Origin of the sequence: Lysinibacillus sp. NPDC093688 (assembly GCF_050280145.1) — a bacterium.
Classification (GTDB): Bacteria; Bacillota; Bacilli; order Bacillales_A; family Planococcaceae; genus Lysinibacillus; species Lysinibacillus xylanilyticus_B.
Genome location: NZ_JBNNUX010000009.1, coordinates 57,307 through 83,026 on the forward strand (window position 1 = coordinate 57,307; position 25,720 = coordinate 83,026).

At 35.6% G+C, this 25,720-nt stretch carries 29 protein-coding genes; 13 read left to right on the forward strand and 16 right to left on the reverse strand.

The features are described 5' to 3' along the window. Positions 1–121 precede the first annotated feature (121 nt). Positions 122–256: a hypothetical protein gene (locus ACQKN2_RS09630; RefSeq protein WP_427414780.1), complete on the forward strand. Its 135-nt coding sequence runs from the start codon at positions 122–124 to the stop codon at positions 254–256. 701 nt (positions 257–957) lie between these two features. Here ACQKN2_RS09630 and ACQKN2_RS09635 read toward each other — a convergent pair. The 4 genes from ACQKN2_RS09635 to ACQKN2_RS09650 form a co-directional block, all read right to left on the reverse strand. Next, positions 958–1,812, reverse strand: coding sequence for a leucine-rich repeat domain-containing protein (locus ACQKN2_RS09635; protein WP_427414781.1), 855 nt, complete (start codon positions 1,810–1,812; stop codon positions 958–960). Between the two features lie 220 nt (positions 1,813–2,032). Beyond that, positions 2,033–2,473: an N-acetyltransferase family protein gene (locus ACQKN2_RS09640; RefSeq protein WP_427414782.1), complete on the reverse strand. Its 441-nt coding sequence runs from the start codon at positions 2,471–2,473 to the stop codon at positions 2,033–2,035. 318 nt (positions 2,474–2,791) lie between these two features. Next, positions 2,792–3,577 (reverse strand): glucose 1-dehydrogenase, encoded by a 786-nt coding sequence (gene gdh / locus ACQKN2_RS09645; protein WP_323650035.1) that lies wholly within the window; start codon positions 3,575–3,577, stop codon positions 2,792–2,794. Positions 3,578–3,592: 15 nt separating this feature from the next. Continuing rightward, positions 3,593–4,450: a RhaT/GlcU family sugar-proton symporter gene (locus tag ACQKN2_RS09650; protein ID WP_427414783.1), complete on the reverse strand. Its 858-nt coding sequence runs from the start codon at positions 4,448–4,450 to the stop codon at positions 3,593–3,595. A 528-nt stretch (positions 4,451–4,978) separates the two neighbouring features. Here ACQKN2_RS09650 and ACQKN2_RS09655 point away from each other — a divergent pair. From ACQKN2_RS09655 to ACQKN2_RS09665, 3 genes are all read left to right on the forward strand, one after another. After that, positions 4,979–5,122 (forward strand): YjcZ family sporulation protein, encoded by a 144-nt coding sequence (locus ACQKN2_RS09655; protein ID WP_323650038.1) that lies wholly within the window; start codon positions 4,979–4,981, stop codon positions 5,120–5,122. A 490-nt stretch (positions 5,123–5,612) separates the two neighbouring features. After that, positions 5,613–5,831, forward strand: coding sequence for a hypothetical protein (locus ACQKN2_RS09660; RefSeq protein WP_427414784.1), 219 nt, complete (start codon positions 5,613–5,615; stop codon positions 5,829–5,831). Between the two features lie 333 nt (positions 5,832–6,164). After that, positions 6,165–6,344: a hypothetical protein gene (locus tag ACQKN2_RS09665; RefSeq protein WP_427414785.1), complete on the forward strand. Its 180-nt coding sequence runs from the start codon at positions 6,165–6,167 to the stop codon at positions 6,342–6,344. 148 nt (positions 6,345–6,492) lie between these two features. Here ACQKN2_RS09665 and ACQKN2_RS09670 read toward each other — a convergent pair whose 3' ends face one another. The 3 genes from ACQKN2_RS09670 to ACQKN2_RS09680 form a co-directional block, all read right to left on the reverse strand. Continuing rightward, positions 6,493–6,945: an NUDIX hydrolase gene (locus ACQKN2_RS09670; protein WP_427414786.1), complete on the reverse strand. Its 453-nt coding sequence runs from the start codon at positions 6,943–6,945 to the stop codon at positions 6,493–6,495. Positions 6,946–7,122: 177 nt separating this feature from the next. Next, positions 7,123–7,428 carry a hypothetical protein gene (locus ACQKN2_RS09675; protein WP_323650044.1) on the reverse strand — a complete coding sequence of 102 codons (306 nt, stop codon included), beginning with the start codon at positions 7,426–7,428 and terminating at the stop codon, positions 7,123–7,125. A 216-nt stretch (positions 7,429–7,644) separates the two neighbouring features. Beyond that, positions 7,645–8,532, reverse strand: a complete 888-nt coding sequence (locus ACQKN2_RS09680; protein WP_427414787.1) for a DMT family transporter — start codon at positions 8,530–8,532, stop codon at positions 7,645–7,647. Between the two features lie 825 nt (positions 8,533–9,357). On the opposite strand from ACQKN2_RS09680, the gene ACQKN2_RS09685 reads away from it, so the two are divergent. Genes ACQKN2_RS09685 through ACQKN2_RS09695 form a run of 3 tightly spaced genes read left to right on the forward strand, consistent with a single transcriptional unit; the run spans position 9,358 to position 11,311 of the window. Continuing rightward, complete coding sequence (locus tag ACQKN2_RS09685; protein ID WP_427414788.1) at positions 9,358–9,726, forward strand: GntR family transcriptional regulator; 369 nt, start codon at positions 9,358–9,360, stop codon at positions 9,724–9,726. Continuing rightward, positions 9,723–10,592 carry an ATP-binding cassette domain-containing protein gene (locus ACQKN2_RS09690; RefSeq protein WP_427414789.1) on the forward strand — a complete coding sequence of 290 codons (870 nt, stop codon included), beginning with the start codon at positions 9,723–9,725 and terminating at the stop codon, positions 10,590–10,592. The genes ACQKN2_RS09685 and ACQKN2_RS09690 overlap by 4 nt, the downstream gene beginning before the upstream one ends. Further along, entirely contained in the window at positions 10,589–11,311 is a 723-nt protein-coding gene (locus ACQKN2_RS09695; protein ID WP_427414790.1) for a hypothetical protein, read from the forward strand. Before ACQKN2_RS09690 ends, ACQKN2_RS09695 begins: the two co-directional genes overlap by 4 nt. A 185-nt stretch (positions 11,312–11,496) precedes the next feature. Here ACQKN2_RS09695 and deoD read toward each other — a convergent pair whose 3' ends face one another. After that, positions 11,497–12,204 (reverse strand): purine-nucleoside phosphorylase, encoded by a 708-nt coding sequence (gene deoD / locus ACQKN2_RS09700; protein ID WP_370078833.1) that lies wholly within the window; start codon positions 12,202–12,204, stop codon positions 11,497–11,499. A 113-nt stretch (positions 12,205–12,317) separates the two neighbouring features. Then, positions 12,318–12,536 carry a YozE family protein gene (locus ACQKN2_RS09705; protein ID WP_323650052.1) on the reverse strand — a complete coding sequence of 73 codons (219 nt, stop codon included), beginning with the start codon at positions 12,534–12,536 and terminating at the stop codon, positions 12,318–12,320. A gap of 258 nt (positions 12,537–12,794) precedes the next feature. Between ACQKN2_RS09705 and ACQKN2_RS09710 the strand changes: the two genes are divergently transcribed. Both ACQKN2_RS09710 and ACQKN2_RS09715 read left to right on the forward strand, forming a co-directional pair. Next, positions 12,795–14,633 (forward strand): methyl-accepting chemotaxis protein, encoded by a 1,839-nt coding sequence (locus tag ACQKN2_RS09710; protein ID WP_427414791.1) that lies wholly within the window; start codon positions 12,795–12,797, stop codon positions 14,631–14,633. Positions 14,634–14,758: 125 nt separating this feature from the next. After that, complete coding sequence (locus tag ACQKN2_RS09715; RefSeq protein WP_427414792.1) at positions 14,759–15,511, forward strand: formylglycine-generating enzyme family protein; 753 nt, start codon at positions 14,759–14,761, stop codon at positions 15,509–15,511. A 127-nt stretch (positions 15,512–15,638) separates the two neighbouring features. Here the strand turns inward: ACQKN2_RS09715 and msrB are convergent, their stop codons facing one another. The 5 genes from msrB to ACQKN2_RS09740 form a co-directional block, all read right to left on the reverse strand. Beyond that, positions 15,639–16,067, reverse strand: coding sequence for a peptide-methionine (R)-S-oxide reductase MsrB (msrB, locus tag ACQKN2_RS09720; RefSeq protein ID WP_323650059.1), 429 nt, complete (start codon positions 16,065–16,067; stop codon positions 15,639–15,641). Beyond that, a complete protein-coding gene (gene msrA, locus ACQKN2_RS09725) occupies positions 16,060–16,593 on the reverse strand; it encodes a peptide-methionine (S)-S-oxide reductase MsrA (protein ID WP_427414793.1) in 534 nt (177 codons plus the stop codon). Before msrA ends, msrB begins: the two co-directional genes overlap by 8 nt. A 12-nt stretch (positions 16,594–16,605) precedes the next feature. Next, positions 16,606–17,181, reverse strand: a complete 576-nt coding sequence (locus tag ACQKN2_RS09730; RefSeq protein ID WP_427414794.1) for a YpmS family protein — start codon at positions 17,179–17,181, stop codon at positions 16,606–16,608. Between the two features lie 4 nt (positions 17,182–17,185). Further along, positions 17,186–18,118 carry a GDSL-type esterase/lipase family protein gene (locus ACQKN2_RS09735; protein ID WP_427414795.1) on the reverse strand — a complete coding sequence of 311 codons (933 nt, stop codon included), beginning with the start codon at positions 18,116–18,118 and terminating at the stop codon, positions 17,186–17,188. 178 nt (positions 18,119–18,296) lie between these two features. Continuing rightward, positions 18,297–19,139, reverse strand: a complete 843-nt coding sequence (locus tag ACQKN2_RS09740) for a DegV family protein (RefSeq protein WP_427414796.1) — start codon at positions 19,137–19,139, stop codon at positions 18,297–18,299. A gap of 274 nt (positions 19,140–19,413) precedes the next feature. On the opposite strand from ACQKN2_RS09740, the gene trhA reads away from it, so the two are divergent. After that, entirely contained in the window at positions 19,414–20,049 is a 636-nt protein-coding gene (gene trhA / locus ACQKN2_RS09745; protein ID WP_323650068.1) for a PAQR family membrane homeostasis protein TrhA, read from the forward strand. Between the two features lie 145 nt (positions 20,050–20,194). Here the strand turns inward: trhA and ACQKN2_RS09750 are convergent, their stop codons facing one another. Continuing rightward, entirely contained in the window at positions 20,195–21,028 is an 834-nt protein-coding gene (locus ACQKN2_RS09750) for an alpha/beta fold hydrolase (protein ID WP_427414797.1), read from the reverse strand. 555 nt (positions 21,029–21,583) lie between these two features. Next, on the reverse strand, positions 21,584–22,063 hold the full coding sequence (locus ACQKN2_RS09755) for a dihydrofolate reductase (protein WP_427414798.1): 480 nt from the start codon (positions 22,061–22,063) through the stop codon (positions 21,584–21,586). A gap of 172 nt (positions 22,064–22,235) precedes the next feature. On the opposite strand from ACQKN2_RS09755, the gene ACQKN2_RS09760 reads away from it, so the two are divergent. The 3 genes from ACQKN2_RS09760 (at position 22,236) to ACQKN2_RS09770 (ending at position 25,632) form a co-directional block, all read left to right on the forward strand. Then, on the forward strand, positions 22,236–23,153 hold the full coding sequence (locus ACQKN2_RS09760) for an alpha/beta hydrolase (protein WP_427414799.1): 918 nt from the start codon (positions 22,236–22,238) through the stop codon (positions 23,151–23,153). Between the two features lie 62 nt (positions 23,154–23,215). Continuing rightward, positions 23,216–24,412 (forward strand): class I SAM-dependent rRNA methyltransferase, encoded by a 1,197-nt coding sequence (locus tag ACQKN2_RS09765; protein WP_427414800.1) that lies wholly within the window; start codon positions 23,216–23,218, stop codon positions 24,410–24,412. Between the two features lie 653 nt (positions 24,413–25,065). Continuing rightward, on the forward strand, positions 25,066–25,632 hold the full coding sequence (locus ACQKN2_RS09770) for a GNAT family N-acetyltransferase (protein WP_427414801.1): 567 nt from the start codon (positions 25,066–25,068) through the stop codon (positions 25,630–25,632). Positions 25,633–25,720 lie beyond the last annotated feature (88 nt).

A 25,720-nucleotide genomic window follows, 5' to 3' on the forward strand; every position in this document is an offset into this window, starting at 1 on the left:
TCAATAAAAAGGAAATGTATTAATAAAGGCTATGACGTATTGTTACAGCTTTTTATAAAATATAGGACTGTTCCTTTCTTCAAATAATCCTACTATAAATTTTTATAAGGAGGGGATTGTTTTGAGTTATCCATCTAATGGAGTAAATACACCAGGTACAAATTTTGCCTTTGCTATTGTTTTATTCGTTCTATTGATTATTGCCGGTCTTGGCTTGTTTTATTTATTAAGAACTTTAGTATGGACCGGTGTGTAGTATTATCCTAAATGCTCAGGATATAATCTGTTGTTAACTACTTATAACTTGTTTTTGGAAAACAAATTGGGATATTAAATTACGTAGTATAGTGTTAATTAAAAATGGGCTAAAATAAATGCAATGTTTGGCCTAGGGCTTGCGTGTATCAACGGAAGTCCTTTTTCATGTTTTCTCATAATTATAGGATAGTGACAGAAATGTCAAAACGTTTGAGACAAATATAGTCGAACTATCCAGCCTCTTTATTTGGAGAAGTTTCAACACTTATGACTACGAAACCTACTACAACTTAACCTTCCTCTGTTACAATAAAAACCTCGATTGTCATTCTAGCATCCCCCTCATTTAAAACTATCAGTTATCAGACTATACGAGTATCGAAATATTCTTTCTTTTATTAAACAGACAAACAAGAATACATGGTACGATATTCCAGTTTTATACAATCTTTTTAAAATACCTTATTATTCGTGAACACAGCTGTTCCACAAATCCATTTTCAAATAATAAATACAAAAAGACCAGAACTCATTTTTTTAATGAGTGACTGGTCCCGAGTTAGTCTGGCAAGATTACATGTGTAGATTACAACATCATTCTGAACAAACCGTAAAAAACACTTGATCCTTAATGCTATGTACTAAAAGGAAGGTTTAGATCACAAACACCTATTTATTTCCACAACTTATTTTCAAGGTCTACAAATATACTATACATCCTCTTTCTTCTAATTCATCTATCCAACTAGGGATTCTCAATTGATGATTCCATCTTAAATCTAGACGTTCTAAACCATTAATTTCCATTAAAGATTTAGGTAATTCTAAAAGTTGATTACTTCGTAAATCTAGTTCTAATAGATTTTGTAAGCTACCAATATCTTCTGGCAATGTTTTTAATTGATTATGTCTCAAATTCAATCGTCTTAATTTTTGACATTTATATAAAAAATGCGGTATGTCTTCTAATTGATTTTCTTCTAAATCTAAAACTCGTAATAAAGCTAATTCTCCAAATTTCTCTGGAAGAGATGTAATTTGATTATTTTTCAAATGTAATTCTCTTAGATTAGTTAAACTACTTATTCTCTTTGGCAACTCTGTTAATTGATTATTCATTACTCGTAACTCTACTAGTTTGGTTAAATTCCCAATTTCCTCGGGCAATTTTTTTAAACTGTTATCACTTAAATTTAAATATCTCACTTTTGTCAGATGACCGATTTCATGTGGAATTGATTGCAATTTATTGTTATGAAAATACAAATAATCTTCCATTTTCAAAAGGTGACCGATCTCAGGAGGAATACAGTCAAGGTCATTATGCCCTGCATCTAACATTCTAAGCTCTGTTAAGTTCATAATTTTTGAAGGCATTTCGCTAATTTTATTTACAGAGATGTTCAATACCTCCATACTAGTCATCTCAAATATTTCTTCAGGTATTTTTATTAAATCATTATCAAAAAGATTTAATTCCTTTATTTCATTTTTTAGTGCTTCATCTATGTTCGGCAAAGTTTGTAAATTCTTCTTTGATAAGTTTATTTTCATGTTCTTCCTCCAACCTCAATCATTCAAACTAAAAATCTTAACTTGTTATTCTCCTTTAGAATAGAACAAGCGTTTTGGATTTGCAAGTAGTCAATGTGACAAATCAATTTCGCCTTGCCGTAAACGGTCACTGTCTGGGATGCGTCTGTTTTATTTAAAGGCTGTTTTCTCAAAGATTGTTGCTTCTCCTTTGGCTATCTTCTTCAACTTAAGCCTCCGTTTACGATAACCGCAAACTCATAGTAACTGTCCTATTGTTAAATCCCAATTTTTCATACAGTTTAATTGCTTGATTCCCTGCAAATGCACTTAGACGGATCTCTGAGTATCCATCTTGTTTTAGATGGTCAATACCTGCTATCATTAACAGTTTGGAAATCCCATTCCCTCTATATTCTTCAATAACAAATAGTTCGTAAATAAATCCATTCATCATATCAGTAAATTGGTCTTTGCTTGTCCCTATAAGAATCCAGCCCATTAATTTATCGTTTTCTACTGCTATTAAATAATAGCTTCCCTTTTCCAACAGTGGTTTAACAAGTTGTTCAATTTTTTCTTTTGTAGGTTCTACTTCACCTAAAGTGCCATCAAAAACAGCTTTTGGAGAAAGTGATAATACCTTTTTAAGTTCAAAATCGTTAGGTTTTCTAATATCCATTAATTGAATCAGTCCCTTAAATCATTTTCTTCAGTTTAGCATAATATTCCAATGCTCATCTTCTAAATGCTATGATACGAAAACAGCCTATTTAAAAGAGTGACAACAATCGTCTCTCTCGCTAGATTTCTCCATATTGCTCCTATCGTAAAATTCCTTGAACGGGAGGTTGCGTTGTAGTATATATTTAGATGTTCAATTGATTAGAGAAGCTTCAATCTATTCATAATTCACTTCAGTTACCCTTTTATTTTCTTGTAATATTTTTTGGAAATAAAAAAAGGCACCAAGAAACTCTTGATACCTTTACATACTTTTTTATCCACGACCAGCTTGGAATTCAGGATATAAAGTCATACCACCATCCGCAAATAGAGTAGTTCCTGTTACATAGCTAGCCTGTGATGACGCAAGCCATACTGCGACTGCGGCGATTTCTTCTGGCTTTCCGATATACCCCATCGGCACCATGCTTTCTACATCGGCACGTTTTGCTGGATCTGCAAATTTCTCAGCATTTATCGGTGTATTGATCGCTCCTGGTCCAATGTTATTGACACGAATTCCCTTTGGAGCATATTCTAAGGCTAATGTTTCTGTCATTAACTTAATGCCCCCTTTACTAGCGGCGTAATGCACGAATAAAGGCCAAGGAATTTTCTCATGAACACTGGACATATTGATAACAGTACCTTTAATATCGTTCTCCACGAAGTATTTGATCGCTTCTCGACTTCCTAAAAACGCACCTGTTAAATTTGTATTGATGACTCTATTCCAATCGCTTAACGGCATTTCATGAGAAGCTACTGGATTTTCTATACCTGCATTATTAATCATTACATCGAGGGTCCCAAACTCTTTTACAGCAGTTTGAACGAGATTGATGACATCCGCTTCAACTGTAACATCACATTGTACAGCAATGGCCTCCCCACCGGCTTTTTTAACCTCTTCCACTACAGCATTAACATCTGCTTCATTTGAACGATAATTAATAACTACTTTCGCTTTTTCTGCTCCGAAGCGAATGCCCATTGCTTTTCCTAGTCCCGTTGCAGCGCCTGTAATCACAACAACTTTTCCTTCTAAATCTGGATACATACAAGGCCCTCCTTTTTATCTTTTCGCAATCCCTAACATAATTCCAGCAGCAACTATAAAAACAATCCCGATAATAATTGCTATGAATTGCCGTTTTGTTTTTTTCTCACCTAATATAAAAATTCCACCTAAAGTAGCAATGACGATCCCCATTTGTGAAAGAGAAAAACTTGTTGCAACTCCTACACGTGGCTGTGATATAAATAAAAACATATTACCGGCAGCCCAGATTAAACCAGGGATAATATTACGAATCGCATATTTATTAAATGGTTTATGCTTAAATGTTAATAAAACCCCACCTATTACCATCCCGATTGCTTGTGGCAATAAAGCAGACCATCCACTTACATTAAATAAGCGTATTACCACCACATATACTAAATATCCAAAAGTTGAAACAAGTAAAATTAAAATACCTTTTTTCAAATTGCTTCCGTGTTCTTCTTTTTTCTCTTCTGGATTAGGAAGTGATGTGAGAACAATACCAATGATGATACTAATAAGTGCAAGAACACCTAATATAACCGACATTGTTGTCGACCATTCATGAAACACGATTACGCCAAATAAAGTCGTTGATACCAATTGCATCCCTGTTGAAATGGGCATTGTTTTGGAAACCCCGATTAAATCAATGCTTTTCAATTGGTTTACTTGACCTAATGCCCAAAAAAGACCTGATACAATTCCGACTCCAAACACTATAGGAGATAACTCGGGCTTTACAAAAAAGTAAATACCTATAGAGAAAATAAGTGCACCAAATGTTGTTCCAAGTACTTGACTATAAGGTCCACCACCGAGCTTGACGTTAAATAATACAATACTTCCCCAAAAGAGAGCTGGTAATAACGCTAGGATGATATCCATTTTTTAAACTTTTCACCTCTCTAAACGCTTTATTTGATTTAACAAAACATCTATAATACTTTTCTATGTTGCGTCAAGGGAAATTTTTTATACTTTTAATTAAAATCACCTTTTAAATCGCTTTAATTGGTTATGTAAAACTCCCTATTTCATCACACAAAATAGACCAAGACAGCAATTAAGCTATCTTGGTCTTATAGAAATCCCTGTTTGCATGGTGGATTTTTTACAATTAAATTTATTAATTAATTCCTAAGGCAATCCACTATACAAAAGTAGTTATCCTATCATAATAATATAGTAAGCTAATTTTTTAGCTAACACCGCATAGTAAAGCTAATTTTTTAGCTAACACCGCCTTGAATTGTTACTGAGGGTCACTTCCAAATAGTGGCCCTTTTTTTCTCAAAGTATATTTAAGAACATTTAATTTCCAAAATTCTAATTCTAAAGTGTTTTTGTTGGATAAATACCTCCACCACTTTCTATAACGATACATATTATAGATGTAGAAAGGAGGAATGCATCATGGGATGGTTCAGTGGCAATTACAACAACAATTGTTGCTACGGAGGTTATAGCTATGGAGGTGGCAATAACGGTTCAACATTTGTTCTAATTGTTGTTCTGTTCATTCTTTTAATAATTGTCGGCGCTACATTCATGTATTAATCTTTAAAAGTTATTTTGAGCTATTAGAAAATACTAGACAGTGTATGGTTTCAGCCTTACACCACTTCATTCAAGGTCACTTTCGCAGAGTGACCTTTTTCTATTTAAATCAGTATTATCCTTGCTCAATGATCCAATCTTTCTTTACTTCCACAGCTAACATCAAAAATTTTTTATCATTGCCATTAACTAGTGCTAACACTTTTTCTCTCTTTACATTTTATTCATAAGTATTGTCAGCACTAGCTAATCTTATTATTGAATAATGCCTAAAGTTATCCCTATACCTTCATAACGTTAAGGATCACTTTCCTTCAATGACCCTTTCTCTATAAAACTAAACAATAGTATGTGATTTAACTTTTTACACACTCGGTACTCCATTTGTAGCTGGTATAAAACAACTATTTAAATAAATCAGGAATGACGACTCTTCTAAAAATCTTGTCGTTTATTTTCTAGTAATAGCGTGGGTTCGGATAGTGGTGTTGTGGATGGTGGTGATGATGGTGGTGTGGATGGTGCGGATGAGTTGGATGAGTTGGGTAGTAATGCATTGGGTAGAAATGATGGGATGGATAGTGTTGGCTCGGATAAAAATGGGTTGGAGAAACCGGGTAATATGGATGTCTGCCACCTTGTTGTCCCCCATGACCACCATGCCCGTAATCGTATCGCATATTTTTTCCTCCTTTCGATATCGATATAGGTTATGCAATATAAGGATTAACAGTCTACGCAAATGCCTATATGCTCACCCAAATACGGCCTCTTCACCCTACAACCAAAAGAACAATCATTCCCTCCAATTTTTCGATGTTCCATCTAATTCGTATGAATTACACAGGACTATCTTTCAGCGCGTTATTAAATACAAAGGTTGTTTTCTGCGTCATAGATGCGCAGCTCAAATCCTTTAGCATAAGTAGCCGTTTTTGGGTAAAAATCAACCCTCTCCGCTTTTTCCATTTCTCTCCTAAACTGCACTCTATCTATGTTACAATTTCAGTGTAGAAAGAAGCACAATTGAGGAGTGAAATACATGACCAATAAAAATTGTAAGAGATGTGGAAATACCCAATTCACAGAAGCTACAGTCTATATGCCTGTAAAACCAAGTAAAGGGTCATTTAAAGGAGCTAACAAAATATATACATTTTGTTTAGATTGTGGTGAAGTTGACTCAATTCGTATAGAAAATACAACTATTTTTAAAAAGTAAGAATCTATTATCGCCTTTCTAAACCCAAAGTAATAGCCATTTAAGCATTCCTATAGGGCTTGTGTGTACGTAATTCATACATACTAGTCTTTTTATTTATGTTAAGGTAGTGAGGTTACTTCACGTTAATAAGAAAGTAATTGCATGGCTACCTTGCTTCAATATTTGTGAAGTGATGTAGTTCCTCTATTTCTACAATTTCGGATAATTTAACAAGAATGTCTGGTTTCAATTCATTCACTTGTGTTAAAGGGATCCACTTAATTATTTGATTACTAGAGTCTTGTCCGTAGTATTTCGGTTGAATTGGAATTTGAACACGGTATATAAATAAAAACTCGTGAAAATATTCCTTTTCGAGGAAAAAGTTTTCGATTACCGCGAATAATTTCGGGGTATCCAGTTGCATTCCCGTCTCTTCCAATATCTCACGCTCGATTGCCTCAATACTAGTTTCGCGTAACTGTACTCTTCCTCCTGGCAAAGATATTGTACCGTCAGGAAATTGACTTACTAATAGGTTGTCGCCGTGAACAATCCATGCCCCAACGCGAATGTTTAATTTTCCTGCATTCATTTTCACTGTTAAATCTTCAGACATCTGGGACCCTCCAATAACTTTGATTTGCATTTAATATCTCATGTTTACGGCATTTGAGGAAATAAAATCAGCCCGCTTCATTTCGCTCTTATGTATAACTTCAAAAAATCAGGCTTACGAAAAAAGCCGTAATGGTCAAACAATTTTCAAAGCAATGTCACAATGTACATTTTTATATTACTCAACTTTTTCTACAGTAAGGGTAGTAACCGCCATTGGCGCTGTAGGTTGGACTGTTCCATCATAACCGACTTTTACTTTATCACCAACCTTAAATGTTTCATTGGGATTCTTCGCTAGATTTACATAAACAATTCCTCTAACCGCATTATTTTCCGATTCAGTTACATAAACTACTGCTTTCCGATCGTTTATCATCTCTTCAATCACCCCTATAAAAGTAGCTTTTACTTCACTTTTACACATAAACAATAAACTGCAGCATATTAGAAGCGTAACGAACAAACTAATTGTCTTTTTCAAAATAGAATCCTCCTTTCGTTTACCTTTTAGATTAATAATATCTCAACTCAGGTAATTATTTCTACCTACTATTTTTTAACTCATCGCCCTAGCGATTTCCTGAGGACGTCTGAGTAGCTCAGTAGCCCTAAAGGGGTCACCTAGTAGAAAATGCTATAACAAATAGAAAAAGCCACCCATTTCTGAGTGGACTACTGTAATCATATTTAATTAAATTCACGTTTGTTTAATCCTACGTGGAATTCTAAATCCTAAAGCTATAGCTGCACCTATACAGCTAGATAGACATCCTATTATCAAATAGATCGAAAGCGGTGATTCACCAATTAGAACAGAGGCTATACCTCCAATTACCGGAAATAAAGCGACCATGTAACCACTTTTGGCAGCACCTATTCTTTCAACAAGCTTTAAATAAAATAGCCATGCTAGGAAAGATGCTATCAATGTTAAGTACAATAAAGCAGATATGTATGTTATTGATATAGGAATTATGATCTTTTGCCCCTGTAACAAGACAATAATTGACATTAAAATACTTCCTACAGTAAAACCAATCGCATTCGAATAAATAGGGTCAATCTTTACCTTGGCGTTTCTTGCAGAACTTACATCACCAATAGCTGTAAGTACTGTACCTAAAAGAGCAATCAAAATGCCTTTTAGAACAGCAAAGCTAGAAAAACTACTTAAAGAAGGATAAATGAGAACACAAACACCCAACACTCCTAGAACTCCACCAAACAAAACTCGAGGATGTAGTTGCTCTTTTAAGAAAATACGAAGAGCTAGCGGAGTCAATATCACTTTTAATGAAAAAATTAATGTTACAATTGCTGCTGAGCTTAATATGGTTGCGTAGTATAAGCATAAATAACTTAAAGCAAAGTTACATACCCCAAATACAATGATAAATGGTATATCTTTACGCGCCGGCATCCCTTTTGGCTTAAGAAACAATACTAGGACAATAAATAAGAATGCAGTAATAACTAGTCGATAAGTCAAGGATAATTCTAAGCTTACTGGCGTTCCTTGAATTTTCACTGCAATAAAATTAAGTCCCCATACTATTAAACAAAATACATACATTAGATTTGTCACGATATATACTATACCTTCTGTCGTTCTTTAATTAACGAAAAATCGAAAGAGAGTACCCAGTAGTTCTAGGAAGGAATTACCTCCCCTTGAGATTATCGCCTAATATATAGTATCATCGCATATTTTGTTTGTAAAACGGTTTTTCCGTAACCTTCCTTAACTTTGTAGATTTCTGAAAGCAATAGAATTCATTCATTTAACAAATTAAAATATGAATAAAACTTGAGTCGAACCTAGAATATGTCTTACTTGTATTTTATATTGTGCGTCTTTAGTAGAAGGACCCGTACTTTTGTAGCTTGGATTACATTTTGTGTAAGGAGCATTTTTAAGACTACTCTCTAAAATACTAAAAGGATGTGACCTAATGCAAAAAACTCGTTTATCAAAAAAACAAAGAGTATTATTAATACTTTTTTTATATTCAATGGCGAAAATTATGTTTATTCTATTTAAGAAATTAAGAATTGATATTCTAAAATAGTAGCAAATGCTACTTTTTTTTATTTTCTTATTCATTTTCCAAACTCATTTAAAATCTCTTCATTACTACAAACCTTGTTCCCTACTTTGTCGATTGCATACCCTTAACCTGTTCAAATAATGCACCAGAAAGAAAAACACTGACTTCGTTCAAATTATTGAATGGATCAGTGTTTTTTGCGTAATCGACACATCTTCTTTTTTGAAGAAATTCTTAAAGAAATCTGGTATCGAACAAAAACCTATTTACAAAATCAAGCAGTCATTGTACAGTTGGTTACACAAGTATACAACCATACAATCAACATGAGCAAAACTGAGGCAAAGAAAGGAGTGTTCTTGTTGAAACCAATATTAGATGAATCACTACCCATCTTTCAGCAAATTGCACAAATCGTAATAAACGACATTGTTGAAGGACACTTAAAAGAAGGAGAAAAAGTTCCATCTGAAAATGAACTATCAAATTTTTATAACATCAACAGGGCAACTGTAAGAAAAGGACTACAGACTTTGGTCGATGAAGAAATCATATATAAAAAACGTGGAATTGGGATGTTTGTTATGGAAGGAGCTAAAACAAAATTGTTAGACGAAAGGAAAAAACAGTATCGAAATGAATATATATTGCCACTCATAGAAGAAGCAAAGCGATTGGGAATGAGTGTTGAGACAGTGGTGAAATTAATAAAAGAGGAGGAGAAAAATTGATTCGAGTTGAGAATGTTACCTATGGATACGGTGAGGAATCAATACTTAAGGATATTTCTTTCAAAGAAAAGGAAAATGGTATTACCGCAGTATGGGGGCGAAATGGAGCTGGAAAAACGACACTAATGAAACTTCTTGCTGGGCATGACATGCCAAACAATGGAATTGTTGAGATCATGGGAACAGCCCCCTATAATCGCGCAGAGGTTGTTCAATCTGTATGTTATATGCAAGAGGATCATCCATTTAGTTCCATCTGGAATGTAAAGGATTCTTTGCGATTTGGACAGTATTATTATTCTAATTGGGATATGGATATGGCTAATCGACTCTTAAAGATCTTTAGGCTGGATGAAAAGAAGAAAATATCAAAGTTATCAAAAGGGATGAAATCTGCTTTGCAGTTTATCATTGGAATTTCTAGCAATGCGAAAATCACGATTCTGGATGAACCTAGTAATGGATTAGACGCAAATATGCGGAAGAAAATGTATAAAATTATACGAGAAAGTCAGGAACAGCATCCAAGATTGTTTTTAGTGTCTACCCATCATATTGAAGAAATCCAACAGATCTGTGATTCAATTCTTGTTATTCATGATAAAGAAGTGTTCATACATGAACCGATAGATGAAATTAGAGAGTGTGGAATCTGGTTGGTAGGTGACAAAAATAAGATTGAAAAAGTGACGGATGGACAATATGTTTTAGAAGCAAGTGAATTAGGATCTAGGTTAAAAGTGATGGTTGATGTACCTTTTAACGAAAAATGGAAAGAAGTTGCATCTTTACATGGACTATCAATCGAAAAAGTAAAATTACAAGATTATTTGTTAAATAAGACTGAGGAGGCCGAAAAAGGATGAATTCTTTATATGGAACATTTCGTTTAGTCTCAGAGGAGGCCTTATTTTATTTAGGTAAATTAATGTTTCTCTACATTACTATCCCGTTGACGGTGTTGTGGGTCCTTATTGGCTATATATTTGGACTTGGAGATGATGTAGTTGCCTCAATTTCAGGTCCCGCTTATTTCTTCTTTGCATTATTTGGAATAAATGGATATAGATCGATGTATCCAGTTGCGATTGGGATGGGAAGTACGAGGGTACAATTGCTCAAAGTCTATTATGGTGTGGGTATTTTAGCAGTTGTTATAAGCATTATATTGCTGAATGTATTGCAATATATTTTAAAAACTTTATATCTTCATTGGGAAATCGGAGCGAACATTTTACATCCTGGATTATTTTTAATAGATGGATATCATTTCTTTGCTTATTTATGGATTGATCTTATGTTCGGACTTTTTTTGTTCGGGGTGTCTTTTCTACTATATAGTATTAACTTTCGTTTAGGAATGCAGAAAAGTATCATTATTCTCATGTTGTTGTCAGTTATTTTCATGGTTTTATATTATGGTAACTATTTAAGCGTTAGTATGGCATGGTTTTCAGGATTAGATTTAGATGCTTCGGGAATGACATTGATGACTTTATTAGGCTTATGTAGTGTTGGAGCATTATTATTATCATATCCTATTATGCGAAATGCTCCGTTAAAACCAAAGTCTAGAAAGGATTAAACCGGAAATGTTAATTTCAATATTTGCTCACTTAAGAAATGATAAAAACAGCTTGCAAATCACATGATAGATGCACACTATCGATAGACTGCAAAAAGATAAGGCGAGTGACCTTTTCGATGACCTATGAAAATCACTTTGGTCTCTTTTGGTCTCTCGCCTTATTTTACAAAGCCTTGATACCCTTACTCTTGAATTGCTGCTTCTAACGCTACAACGATCATATCATTGAATGTAGTTTGACGTTCTTCTGATGTTGTTACTTCACCAGTTAGAATGTGGTCACTTACTGTTAAGATAGAAAGTGCTTTACGGCCGTGTTTTGCTGCTAATGTGTAAAGTGCTGCTGATTCCATTTCTACAGCAAGTACGCCGTATTGAGCTAATTTTTCGTTTTGATTCTCATCAGAATAGAACATATCCGCTGTAAAGATATTACCTACTTGTAAGTTTAAACCAGCTTCTTTACCTGCATTGTATGCTTTTAACAATAAATCAAAGTCAGAGATTGGTGCGAAGTCGATAGCGCCATTCCAAATGATTTGGTTCATACGTGTATCAGATGTTGCTGCTTGCGCTAAAATAACGTCACGAACTTTAACATCTTTTTGAATTGCACCACAAGTACCTACGCGGATTAATTTTTGAACATCATATTCTTGCATTAATTCTGTAGCGTAAATCGAGATTGAAGGCACACCCATACCAGTTCCTTGTACAGAAATACGTTTACCTTTATACGTACCTGTATAACCAAACATGTTACGAACTTCGTTATAACAAGTAACATCTTCTAAAAACGTCTCAGCAATGTACTTAGCGCGTAATGGATCTCCTGGAAGTAAAATTGTGTCAGCGATTTCGCCTTTTTTTGCATTAATATGAATACTCATACTGCAATCCCTCTTTTCTGTCAGTTATCACTATAAATAATACTGTGTTTCGCGTATTTTCGCAACGCTAGACGTCTAGCAACTTGAAATAAATTTTATTGTTTTAACTTATATCATGCGAGATCTACGTATAATGACCACAACTCATCAAATACTTCTATTTTTAAGTTATCTGTGGCGTAAGATTCAATATATGAAGAAAGCTCATCAAAGTCCATGCTCTGCTTCGGAAAATTATGCTCATTGAACACTTCCTCTGCAAATCGCACCTTCGCATCTGACCAATCCCCACCTCTGAATGTTAATACATACAAATAAAAGCTCTTTTTCATACTTAAATCCCCTTTTTACTCATCTGCTTTCCGCTAGTTTATCAAAAAATACCTTCTTAGTCACAAAAATATCCATTAAGTATTTTCTCCTACTATAACTAGTAGAACAAACTAATAAGATTACCGGACTTTGTTCACAGAAAAATAATATGCACTTTTTGTCTGAAAAATGAAAATTATTAGAAAAAAGGGATAGAAATACCTAGAAAAATAAGGTAAAATTTAAAACGATTATTCAAAAACAGGAAGGTGATGGCGATGAAAAACTCTCATAAATACAGGAATTTCTTAAAGAAACGTCCGTCTCTCTTTAAAAACAGCTTTTCAAAAAAGCAAAAAGATGTTTTAGAAGGCGACAGGTACAATACCCCTCCTACAAAAGAAAAACAACAACGTTTTTACCATTTAATTCGAGGCAAAGTGCTTATTATATTTTCTCTCCTTATTGTTATAAATGGCACAATGGGTTTATTATCTTATATCAATATTCAAAATCTGCAAGGCCAAATGAAGGATTTTACTGAGAAAAACGTTCAGGAACAGTTAACTGTTAACCAACTTGCGTATGAAATTGCGAGGCTCACCAATTTAGAACAAGCCTATTTAATTACCGGAAATGGGAACTTTGCTACTTCTTATAAAATGAAAATTGATTCCATCGATAAAAAAATGAAATCCTTAAAAGAGCAGTTTACAGGAAGAGAACTAGAGTTAGGTCATATACAGGCGATTGATCAATATTATAAAAATTACCTTGAATATTCGAATAAGGTCATGACTATGCGTGATGAACTTGGTCTTGAACAAGCTCGTAAACTTATGATGGACGGTGCTGGAGAATCGATGAAGGTGTATATTGATAAAAATATAGAGTCTATTAACGAGGTTATGGATGATGCAAATAATGCAAAATTAGATACGCTGAACAAGCAAGTTACATTGTCTATTACTTCTTTCTTCTTCATTTCAATACTTGGATTTATTGCCATTATTATTTTTGGTTACATGTTATTCAAATCATTAAGAAACAATACTCAGGCTATTAACCATTCCATTCTCGATATTGCACAGGCTGGTGGCGACTTGACACGACGTGTTAAAGTTCGTAATCATGACGAGTTCTCAACTATTGCCACTTCAACCAATATACTTATTGAATCGATATCTAATTTGATAAAACGTGTCAGTAATCTGGCGGACCACGTTTCCAGCAGTAGCCGAGAGCTAATGTCTTTAGCCGACGAAAATGCCCGTACTATACAGAATATCGCAGATGCTACAACTGATATTGCATGCGATAGCGAGAATACGATTTCAAGTATGACGAGCGCGCAACAAAAAATGAGTGATCTTGAGCATTCTGTGCACCATTTAAATGAGCATGCAAATGCTGTTCAGCGTGCATCATTGGCTATGCAGCAAGCGGCTAATGACGGCAGTCGCTCCGTTCAACAATCTTCTTTAGTCATACAAGCTATAGAAGAAACGATGGCCTCCACGACTACCACAGTTGAAGCGCTTGGCCGAAAATCCGCCGACATAACATCTATTATCGGCACGATTACTGCCATTTCAGAGCAAACAAATTTACTTGCCTTAAATGCTGCGATTGAGGCAGCACGCGCTGGTGAGCACGGACGTGGCTTCGCTGTTGTCGCTGATGAAGTTCGAAAGCTAGCAGTGCAATCTCAAAATGCCGCCAAAGAAGTAACATCCATTGTAACGTCCATTCAAGATGAAGTAACATCCATCATCTCTCAAAACCACGAAGGTGTATCGACCGTTATTCGTGGCGTTGAAGTAACGAATGAAACAAATCAATCATTAGCCAATATTTTGACGCATACTAAAGAAACGACGACAATTATCGCGACTATGGTAGAGAAAATTGCATTAACACTTGATTATAGCAATGCTGTAGCGAATGATTTTGTCCATGTAAATGCCTACGCTGAACAATCAGCTGCCAACACCGTCACTTCTGCCGCTGCAGCCACTCAAGGATCTGCGTCCATGCAGGAAATTAATGCCGCTGCCACAGAACTTGCACAACAAGCTGATAGTCTGCGAAATCTTGTCAGTGAATTTAAAGTTTGAAAGTCCTAGAAAGATGTTCATTATACATGAAACAAATACATGATTTAGCGCCGGAGTTTTTAATAATGGAGATCATACTATGAAAGTAGTGTCTAAAAACAATAGTTTACGATTTGGAGAGGACTATGTTAACTAACTTAAATCATTACTTAAAAGAATTAATGGTGTATATTCCTGAAGGAGAAATCCGCCTACGAGATTTTCGAAACGAGCAAAAATGGATTAGTTCAAACTATAAATTTGGAATGCCTGGTATAAGGAAAAATTTAAAGGAAGTTATTTGGAATGTTGAGATAAAGCCGTTTTATCTTGCCAAATATACTGTGACAGAAGAACTTCATGCGATTATTATGGGGGGGAAATTTTCAACAACAACATTAACAATGGATCAAAAACCCATTGTTAATGTTTCATGGATAGACGCCGTGAACTTTTGTAATTCATTGTCTGATGCCTTAGGTTATGACAAGTATTATGATTGTGATAAGAAAAATAAATCTGTTGTATGCAATCATAGTTCTAATGGTTTTCGATTACCAACAGATGCTGAATGGCAATATGCATGTAAAGCAGAATCAAAAGGATATCGGTATGGTGAAATTGATGTAATTGCTTGGTATAAAGATAATTCTAACGAACATGTACACAATGTTGGTGAAAAAGCGCCTAATGACTGGGGCTTGCACGACATGATAGGAAATGTTTGGGAGTGGTGCTGGGACTTATTCGATGAAGAGATGTTTGGTAATTACCGAATAATTCGAGGAGGAAGTTGGGCTGAAGAAGAACGAGGATGTGGAGCCACTTGTCGTCGTAAGAGTATGCCTGATTTCTTTATAGATGATATCGGATTTAGAATTGCAAGATCAATCAATTAATATTTCTAAACAATTATGACGTTCTATCCGTCGTTTAAATGGCTCTTTCCGTCACTCTCGATACAAAAATCATTTTAAAACCATAAAAAAAACTCCTAGCACGATATATCCCTGCTAGGAGTTGTTGTTATTTAAATAATGAAAGGTATTCTGCATAGCCCTCTTTTTCTAAATCCTCTTTTGGTACAAAGCGGAGTGCTGCTGAGTTAATACAATAGCGTAAGCCTCCAAGCTCACTTGGTCCATCCGGAAAGACATGTCCTAAATGGGAATCAGCTTCTTTGCTTCGAACCTCTACGCGACGCATTCCATGAGTTGTATCGAAATGCTCTGTTACTTCTTCTTTTTCAACCGGCTTTGCAAATGCAGGCCAGCCGCAGCCTGAATCGAATTTATCTAGTGAACTAAATAGTGGCTTCCCTGACACGATATCTACATAAATACCCGCTTCAAAGTGCTTGTCATATTCATTACGGAACGGTGGCTCTGTACCATTTTCCTGTGTCACGTAATATTGTAAGTCCGTTAACTGTTGTAAACGTTGTTCTTTATTCATTTTTCAGCCCCCAGTGTGTCTCTTGAAACGCTTTGCGACCAGACCCGACAGCGTAGCGCTCGTAGTGCATTGGATTTTTCTTATAATAATATTGATGGTAGCCTTCTGCTGGGTAAAACGAACTTGCCGGTAAAATTTTTACTGCAATAGGCTTATCGAATTTACTAGATGCCTGTAAATCTGCTTTTGAACGTTCAGCCAACTCACGTTGCTCATCATTGTGATAAAAAACCGCGGTTGTATAGGACTCTCCACGATCAAAAAATTGGCCTCCAGCGTCTGTTGGATCAATTAATGTCCAAAATGTCGCGAGTAATTGTTCATAAGAATATAGCTCATCATCAAACAGTATTTGCACCGCTTCTACATGCCCTGTCGTTTCGGAGCATACTTGTTCATATGTTGGATTGACAACATGTCCACCCGTATAACCGGAAATTACTAATTCAATGCCAGGTGTTTCGTCAAAGGGCTTGACCATACACCAAAAACAACCACCTGCAAATGTTGCGTATTGCTTTGCCATTTATCTCACTCCTTATTCACCGGGAACAATAATTTCTAGTAAAATTTTATCCTTTGGCAAGTCTAATTCTTTTGCTTTAATACGGGATCCTGAAGCAATGTTAATGCGCGACAAGTCAATATAGATTTCTGCCTTATTTGGATTGACTGAAATCCATGAAGGGAAATCCACCGTGTCTCGCATAATTTTCATAGTTGTCTCAGGCGGAATATTTAACAGCCCAACATTCATTCCTGTCTGTTTTAAAATAATATTCCCTTTCTCATCCACTATCGGATCGAAGTTCATAGAAATCTCGATTTCAGTATAGAAAACCTTTAATGTACTTTTCAATTGAATATCGTCACCAATCGTAAAGTCCAACGGTAATGGTGATCCCGCATCCTTTAAATACTTCTTCGATATAGATTCTAATTCCTTCCTTGTTGTTTGCACAACGAGTACATTTCCTTTTACTTCGCTTTCAGCTTTTGAACTTTCCGCTAAATTTACTCCATCTACTGGTCTAGTTGCTAAAAAAACGACGAGGAGGATTGCAAAAAGCAGTGTGCCCGCTAAAGCAAAAAATGCAATTTTCCACTTATTCATTTTGTCACTCCTCGTAGCCTATTTCCTTGTTAATCTTTTGTTCCATGTTACATTTCTCCATTGCTTTTAAAATTCGCTCATTCATTTTGTCATAGCCCTTTGCATTTGGATGGAAGAAATCCGTATGATAAACGAGCTCTTTATTTGAATCAAACAGGTCTTCCACTGATACATAGCATGCATTACTATCTTTCTTTGCTATGTCCTCAATGACTTTATTCCACTCCGTAATAATCGAATCAAATTCATTCGCTTCATTTGTCACGATCGAGAATGGATTATAAAAACCGATCAGTAATAAAGGCACTGTTGAATTTTTCTCTCGTATGCCTTCAATAATTTTACTATAGCGTTTCTTATATGACCGTAATTCCTTATCAAAAGCATTTCGTTTCAAATTAAACAGATCGTGTTTAACGATCTTCATAACATCGTTTCCACCCATTGTAAGTGAAATGAGCTGTGCTTTTTGCAACTCTTCATCATAATGCCCTTTTTCCACTAATTTTAATAGCTGATCACTACGTCTTCCTCTTTTTCCTCGATTATCAACTTCAACATCAGAAATCGAGGGCCAAGCTATTAATGAATCTGTTAATCTTCCAACATAACCGTCTTTACTATACTCATCACCCACACCGGCTGTTAAAGAATCTCCGAGTGCTAAGTAATGTAGTTGCTTTGCGTTATTATCATCAGTTTTCCGTAAATCCTCTGGTGATGGCTCAAAAAAATGTTCAAAAATTTGCGTCAATACATTCTTTGAGGTTTTTTCCTCATTTTCTGTTTGTTGCTCATCCTGTTTCATATCTTGCTCCGTCCCTGCTTGCTCCCCTTCTGGATCAGCTTGCGGATTCGGTTCATCTATTGATATTGCACAACCACTTAGTACTAAGACGGTCAAACATGACAAAACAATTATTCGCCAAATGTTCATTTGACCACCTTCCATCATTTTCTACTTCTATTATAGAATAGTTCATGCTGCAATGAAAAGTGACTATACCTAAGCATTGAGTAAAAATGTGTATTTACAACGTTTTTTCGTATAAAGAGGCATGCACTTTCCTTTTAAAAAAAGCCACTACAATTAAATATGTAGTAGCTCTTATATATTATTCTGCAAAATAAATTAAACCAATTGCACCTTCGCCAGTATGTGTCGAGATGATTGGTGAAGTAAAGGCAATTTCTACTTCATTAAAACCTGTTCCCTCGATTAATTCTTTTAATGGTCCACCCATCGTTGTTAAACCCTCGGCGTGAGAAATTCCCACTGATTTTACTGTTTTTCCAGCCGTGTCAGCTTGGAATTGTTTAAATAAGTAGTTTACAACCTGTTTATGACTACGTACTTTCGATACAGGATTGTATGCGCCACCTTCTAAGTTTGCAATTACTTTTATGTTTAGTAAAGAACCGATAAAGCCTGTACCTTTTCCAATTCGGCCGCCTTTAATTAAATTTTCAAGCGTGTCGACAATTACATACAAATACGTATTTTCTCGCACTTTCTCAAGACGCTCAATAATCTCCTCGACAGTAGCCCCTGCATCACGCATTTTAATGGCTTCTCGAATTTGAATAGCTAAACCTATGGCAATAAAACGTGAATCAATTACAGTAACATCAGAGTCCGTCATTTGCGCTGCCTGACGAGCTGAATCCACTGTTCCGCTCATACCACCTGTCATATGAATGGAAATAATTCGATCGCCGTCTTTCCCTAGCTCATCGTATAATTCTTTAAACTTCCCCGGTGCAGGCTGCGAGCTTTTCGGTAAATTTTTAGCATTTTTCATTAAACTTAAAAAAGGTTGTGGCTCTAAATCAACACCATCTATATAAGTTTTATCATCAATTTGAATTGTTAAAGGCACAATATGTATACCATGCTGCGCTACTTCTTCTTTTGTTAAATCACAAGTTGAGTCCGTTACTATATGAATTCGTCCCACTTCGACACATCCTTTTACTTCATTAAAATTTATTATATAGACTAATGAATCATTATGTAAACATGACATTTGTCATTAGGTTTTGCTCGTTTTAGTCCATTTTGTATCCGCTACCTTGGATACTATAGCGCTTTGTTGAGCCCATGTCTAACAATGTCCCTCATGCATTACGACATTTATATGACACTTTTGATGTTGAAAACATGACAAATGTAAATACCAGGATGAAAATTATTGGGGTATAGTAAATGCAAGCACGAAAGGAGTGTTCGATATGATAGATTCTTTTGACTACAAAACATGGAAGGAAGAATTGTGGAATGCCATTACTCATGGCATTGGATTTATCGCAAGTATTCCAGCTCTAGTTGTACTTATTTTAGCAGCAGTTCAAACCGGAAGTGCGCTCCAAATTACAACGTTTACTATTTTTGGTGCCTCTGTGATCATTCTATTTTTAATGTCAACATTGCTACATAGCATGCCAGAAAAATACAAGCACTTTTTCGCTATTCTTGACCATTCCTCGATTTATATTTTAATTGCCGGAACGTATACACCTTTCCTTTTAATCGCAATTGGTGGCACGCTTGGTATTACTTTATTATGTATAATTTGGTCACTTGCGATACTAGGTGTTATTTTTAAGTGCTTTTTTATTAATCGATTTGAGAAGCTTTCTTTAATTTTTTACATCGGTATGGGCTGGCTAATTATTTTTGCCGTTAAACCTATCTATCTTTTCTTAGGTTTTCATGGTTTTGCTTTACTATTAGCAGGCGGGCTTTTCTATACGATTGGGGCTCTCTTTTACGCATGGCGTTCACTTCCCTACAATCATACAATTTGGCATCTATTTGTGTTAGCTGGATGTGGCGCGATGTATGCTTGTGTTTATTTTTACTTATAAATATTGACAATAAAAAATCGCTTCCGTAAAAAAGAAGCGATTTTTTTATATGTTATTACCTTTTAATCCTTCGTAAATGCTTTTACAGCAAGCATAACTTCTAGTTCATTTTATTCCTCGCGTGAAGTAGAGATGGTCTAATCGATTATATAGTCAATTGCACAAATTCATTAAAAGCTTCTTCTTCCTCAATAAACGGATTATGATTAGAATGTTCAAAAATCGTTAATTTTGCATTTGGAGTTAAATCGGCAATTTCGATTCCGAATTCAACCGGACATTGAGCATCATATCTACCTGCAAATATGTAGGTAGGAATATGTATTGATTTCAATCGTTCTCGAATGTCAAAGCTGTTTACTAGTACTTTTCTAAAATAATCAAGGTTCTTGCCTACTGTGCGACCACTATTAGGTCGAGTCGTTGCTAATTTTAACTTTTCCTCGGAATGATAAGACATTAAAGCCCATTCATAGCTTAACTTCTGTCGCTCTTCTCGAACGGTATCCGGATTATTCAGTAAATCCATTATTTCTACTATGCGATTGAAATGTTTATTTTCAGCGCAATAGATACTATATGGGTGATTTCCGTACTCTTTACTTGCTGCTGTTGAACCAGCTACGATTTTTATTAAAGATTCTGGTGAATCCACTGCATATTGAAGTGCCAGCATTCCACCCGTTGAATGACCTGCAAAAGCCCATTTTTCATACTTTAACGCTTCTCGAATCGCTTCTAAATCTTTCACGATTTCTTTGAAGCTTAATTGTTCATCATCTTCTATATCTGCTGAATTCCCAGCACCTCTAACATTGATTAAGTACACTTTGTAATGTTCAGCGAACGGATCTGCAAATAAATTCCCTCGTTCATCAAAGCCCATGTATAAATGAGAAATAGCTAATGGTTCCCCTTCTCCACGTACAAAGTATTCAAATCGTCCTCTGTTTGTTTCAATCAAATGTTGTTCCCACATTGACAATTACACCTCTCAAAAATAGAGTCTTAATGTCTTGAATATCCTTTTACCTGTAACCTTAAACGCAAGCGAAGCGGCTCATCGGACGCTCCCGGGATCTATCCGTCGTTCCGGGGGCTCTTTCCGTCGCTTCGAGGGCTCTTTCCGTCGCTTGATTGGTCTTTCGTCGCTTTGATGATTCTTTCCGTCGTTTCAAGGGCTCTTTCCGTCGCTTGATTGGTCTTCCTTCATTTCGATGATTCTTTCCGTCACTTCGACGTTTCTTTCCGTCGTTTCGAGGGCTCTTTCCGTCGCTTGATTGATCTTCCGTCGCTTCGATGATTCTTTCCGTCACTCCGGCGTTTCTTTCCGTCGTTTCAAGGGCTCTTTCCGTCGCTTCGTCGTTTCTTTCCGTCACTGCGATAGGTTATCGAATTTAAAAAACGTAAATCAACCCCACGTTATGCTGATGAGTCTTATAATCATTTATTCTACAATTTTTTCCAAAAACCTTTATTTAGTAACAAAAAAAGCACGGTCATTCATAACCGTGCTTCGTAGTACCTATTTTCTTTAGTTCTTACGCTCAAAAATCTGATATTGGAATGTGTAACCCTCTGGTGCAGTTTCTTGCTCCTCTGAGGATACTTCTACAAAATCCTGCTCATATTTCGGGAAGTATGTATCCCCATTAAATGAATGATTGATTTTTGTAATGTACAAGCGATCTGCGATATCCATGGATAAGCGGAAAATTTGCTCGCCGCCAATAATCATAATTTCTGGAACATCCCCAGCAAGGGCGAGGGCACCCTCTAAGCTTGTCACTACTTCAATTCCGTCCGCATGATAACTTGCGTCACGAGTAATGACAATATTGCGTCGACCCGGAAGCGGTCTACCGATGGATTCAAATGTTTTACGCCCCATAATCATTGGCTTCCCCATCGTTTTATCCTTAAAATATTTTAAATCCCCAGGCAAATGCCATGGCATGCCATTTTCATAACCAATCACATAATTATTATCATGTGCCACAATTAAAGAAATCATCTTGTCCCTCCAAATACTATCGTTCATTATATTATAAACATAATTTTACTTTACAATCAGATTATTTCTTCTTAAAAATTAAATTATTTTCTTTTTCAATATTAAATCCTAGTAATATTATAAGAATAGTTTATAATAAGATTACCAAATGTAATTAAAAGGATTGATGAAGATGACGAAGTTAAGAGATGAAGCGATCCGTTATATTCAAGCAAGTGATTCTTCAAAACAGTACTATGAATTAACACCACAAGAAGCGAGAGCTCTACGAATAGTGCCGAAATGGACTTCACCACAAAGCCCACAGCTTGCTGCAATTGACAATAGAAAAATAGCAGTTCGAGATGGCGGACAAATTAATGTGCGCATTTATAAACCTTTTTCAGACGAAAAACTTCCTGTCATTGTTTACTATCATGGAGGAGGTTGGGTATTTGGAAATATAGACTCTACCGATGCAGGCTGTCAGCTACTCGCAGAAAAAGCACAAGCAATCGTTGTCTCGGTTGATTATCGCCTAGCTCCAGAATACCCATTCCCTACACCGCTCTACGATGCCTATGACGCTTTAGTGTGGGTTAGCGAAAACATCCAAAATTTTGGTGGAGATGCTGCAAAACTTACCGTTGTTGGTGATAGCGCGGGCGGAAACTTAGCAACAGTAGCTGCCTACTTGGCTGCTACATTTAATGGACCAATGATTAAAGCGCAGGCTCTTATTTATCCTGTAGTAAATGTTGATTTTACAACGGCTTCTTACAATGCATACGGCGAACACTTCGGTTTAGACAAACAAGGAATGCAGTGGTTTGCGGGTCATTACACAGATGAACAAAACTATAGGAATCCACTTGTTTCTCCACTTCAAATTGAGGATTTAAGTGTTTTACCAAAAACGATCATTATTGCTGCGGAGGCAGATGTCCTTTACGATGAAGGCCGTGAATACGCCCAAAAACTTACAGATGCCGGAGTGACTGTTGAACATGTCAACATGACTGGTTTAATCCATAGTTACTTTAGTAAAATGAATTTTTTCGAACAAGCGACGATCGAAACAGCTGAAAAAATTGCTAATTTCGTGAAATAAGTTTGTCTATTCACGTAAAATAGTGCGATAATAGAGCAAAACGTTTTTTAAAGGATGACAACATGACACAATCTATTGCTTTACAAATTAACAAACCCTTTTCTGATCAATTAAAAAAAGGCTATCCTCTCATTTCGAAAGATGCAGTTAATGCACGTCGTCTTCCAGAAGAAGAAGGTGCACTACTGAGACTTATGGATAATCATAATCGTTTTATTGGTACAGGATACTATGGCTTACAGAACAAAGGTATTGGTTGGGTGCTGACGACCGATGCTAACGAAGAAATAGACAAAGCCTTTTTTATGAAAAAATTAAAAAAAGCCATCCAAAATCGAGAAGCATTTTTCAACAATCCTCACACAACAGCCTTCCGAATCTTTAATGGCGAAGGTGATGGCATTGGCGGTTTAACTATTGACTTCTTCGATTCTTACTATATGGTAAGCTGGTATAGCGCCGGCATTTATTCATTTAAAGAAGATGTATATGAAGCCCTTGAAGAGACTGTAAACTACAAGGCCATTTATGAGAAAAAACGTTTCGATACGAAAGGCCAGTATCTGGAACAGGACGATTTTGTAATGGGAACGCCTGGCGAATTCCCAATTATCGTATCGGAAAATAATATGAAATACGCTGTCAATTTAAATGATGGCGCCATGACAGGTATTTTCCTCGATCAGCGAGAAGTGAGACTTGCCATTCGTGAACGTTATGCAGAAGGTAAAAATATGCTCAATACGTTCTCCTATACGGGGGCATTTTCTGTCGCAGCGGCACTTGGAGGAGCAGTAAAAACAACAAGTGTAGATGTTGCAAAGCGTAGTTTAGCCAAAACAATTGAGCAATTTAGCGTCAATAGCATTGACTACGAATCACAGGATATTAAAGTCATGGATGTCTTTAACTATTTTAAATATGCTCAGCGCCACAATTTAAAATTTGACCTTGTAGTTTTGGATCCACCAAGCTTTGCACGTACGAAGGAAAGAACGTTCTCAACTGCGAAAGACTACCCTAAATTACTCGTAGATACAATCGCTATTACGGAGAAAAACGGTATCATTGTTGCCTCAACGAACAATGCAAGCTTTGGGATGAAAAAGTTCAAGAGCTTTATTGACCAAGCATTTAAAGAAACTAAAACAGCCTATAAAATTGTTGAAGAATTCAACTTACCAAAGGATTTCCGTGCAACACGTGAATATCCAGAATTCAATTACTTAAAGGTTGTTTTCATTCAAAAACTTAACTAAATGAAATCAGGACAGAATCACTTCAAAATGATTCTGTCTTTTTTTTGGCAGAAATATTAAGATAACCCCTCCTTCAACATTGTTAGAATTCTCAGAATGTTATACAATGTTATTTACAAATTATTGATATATATCCATATCAAGGAGCGATTTCTGTTCCGACTGAACGCCTACGTTTTAACCTATGTCATCCTCAACTTTAGTAGTACGAGCCGTGCAAACAAAGGAAGAAAACTAAAGAAGGAGTGAATTAGATTGGCATTTTTAAAAATGAATTCATTCTTTATGACAATGACTTCATTAACTTTTGGATTGATTTGTACAACTTATTTCATTAGTTCAACATCTAATGTTTTAGCTCTTAATATCATTTCATATTTTTGGCCTTTGTTATTTCTACTAGGATTCGTTTTCGGATTATTTATCTTAAGGAATTATAAAACAAATAGATCATTTGACAACATTATGTCCATCTTTGTTATCTGCTTATGTGTTGCATCTTTCGGTCTCTACGTATTTTTCTTATTCCTTGCTAAGTTATTGGGTTCGTAAAAATGACAAAGAGATTACTGTATATGCTCGTCTACAAATAAACAGAAAAAGGATTTTCAACTGCTTCTACCAAACAAATATCGAAAAACGGAGATGATTGAATGGGATATGTTCATGAAAAATTAATGATTACTACAGAAAGACTCGTTCTTAGATTATTTCAAACAACCGATGCAGAAACTGTTACAAAGCTTTGCAATAACTATAATATTTATAAAAGCACCATGTACCTACCTTATCCATATAGTTTAAATGATGCATTATCATGGATGGAACATCATTACGATAATTTTACTCAGGATATTTCGTACGAATTTGCAGTTACAGATAAGGCAACTGGCGAATTATATGGAGCCATTGCATTATCGAATAATAAACGTTTTAAGCAAGGTGAAATCGCCTATTGGATTGGCGAGGAGTATTGGGGAAAAGGCTATGCAACGGAGGCTGCGCAGTCGATTGTACAATTCGCTTTTGAAGAAAAGAAACTGCATAAAGTATTTGCTCGATATTTTTCAACGAACCCCGCTTCAGGAAAAGTAATGGACAAGATTGGCATGAAACAAGAAGGAGTTTTAAAAGATCACGTCATCAAAGACGATCAATACGAGGATTTAGTGTTTTATGGGATTATTAATGAAGAGCTAAAAAGTATTTCGAACATATAATTCCTTCCTCAAGTTGAATCCGATACGAAATATCGTAACGTCTACAATCATTTTAATGTTAATCGAATAAAATATTTTTAAAAAGGTG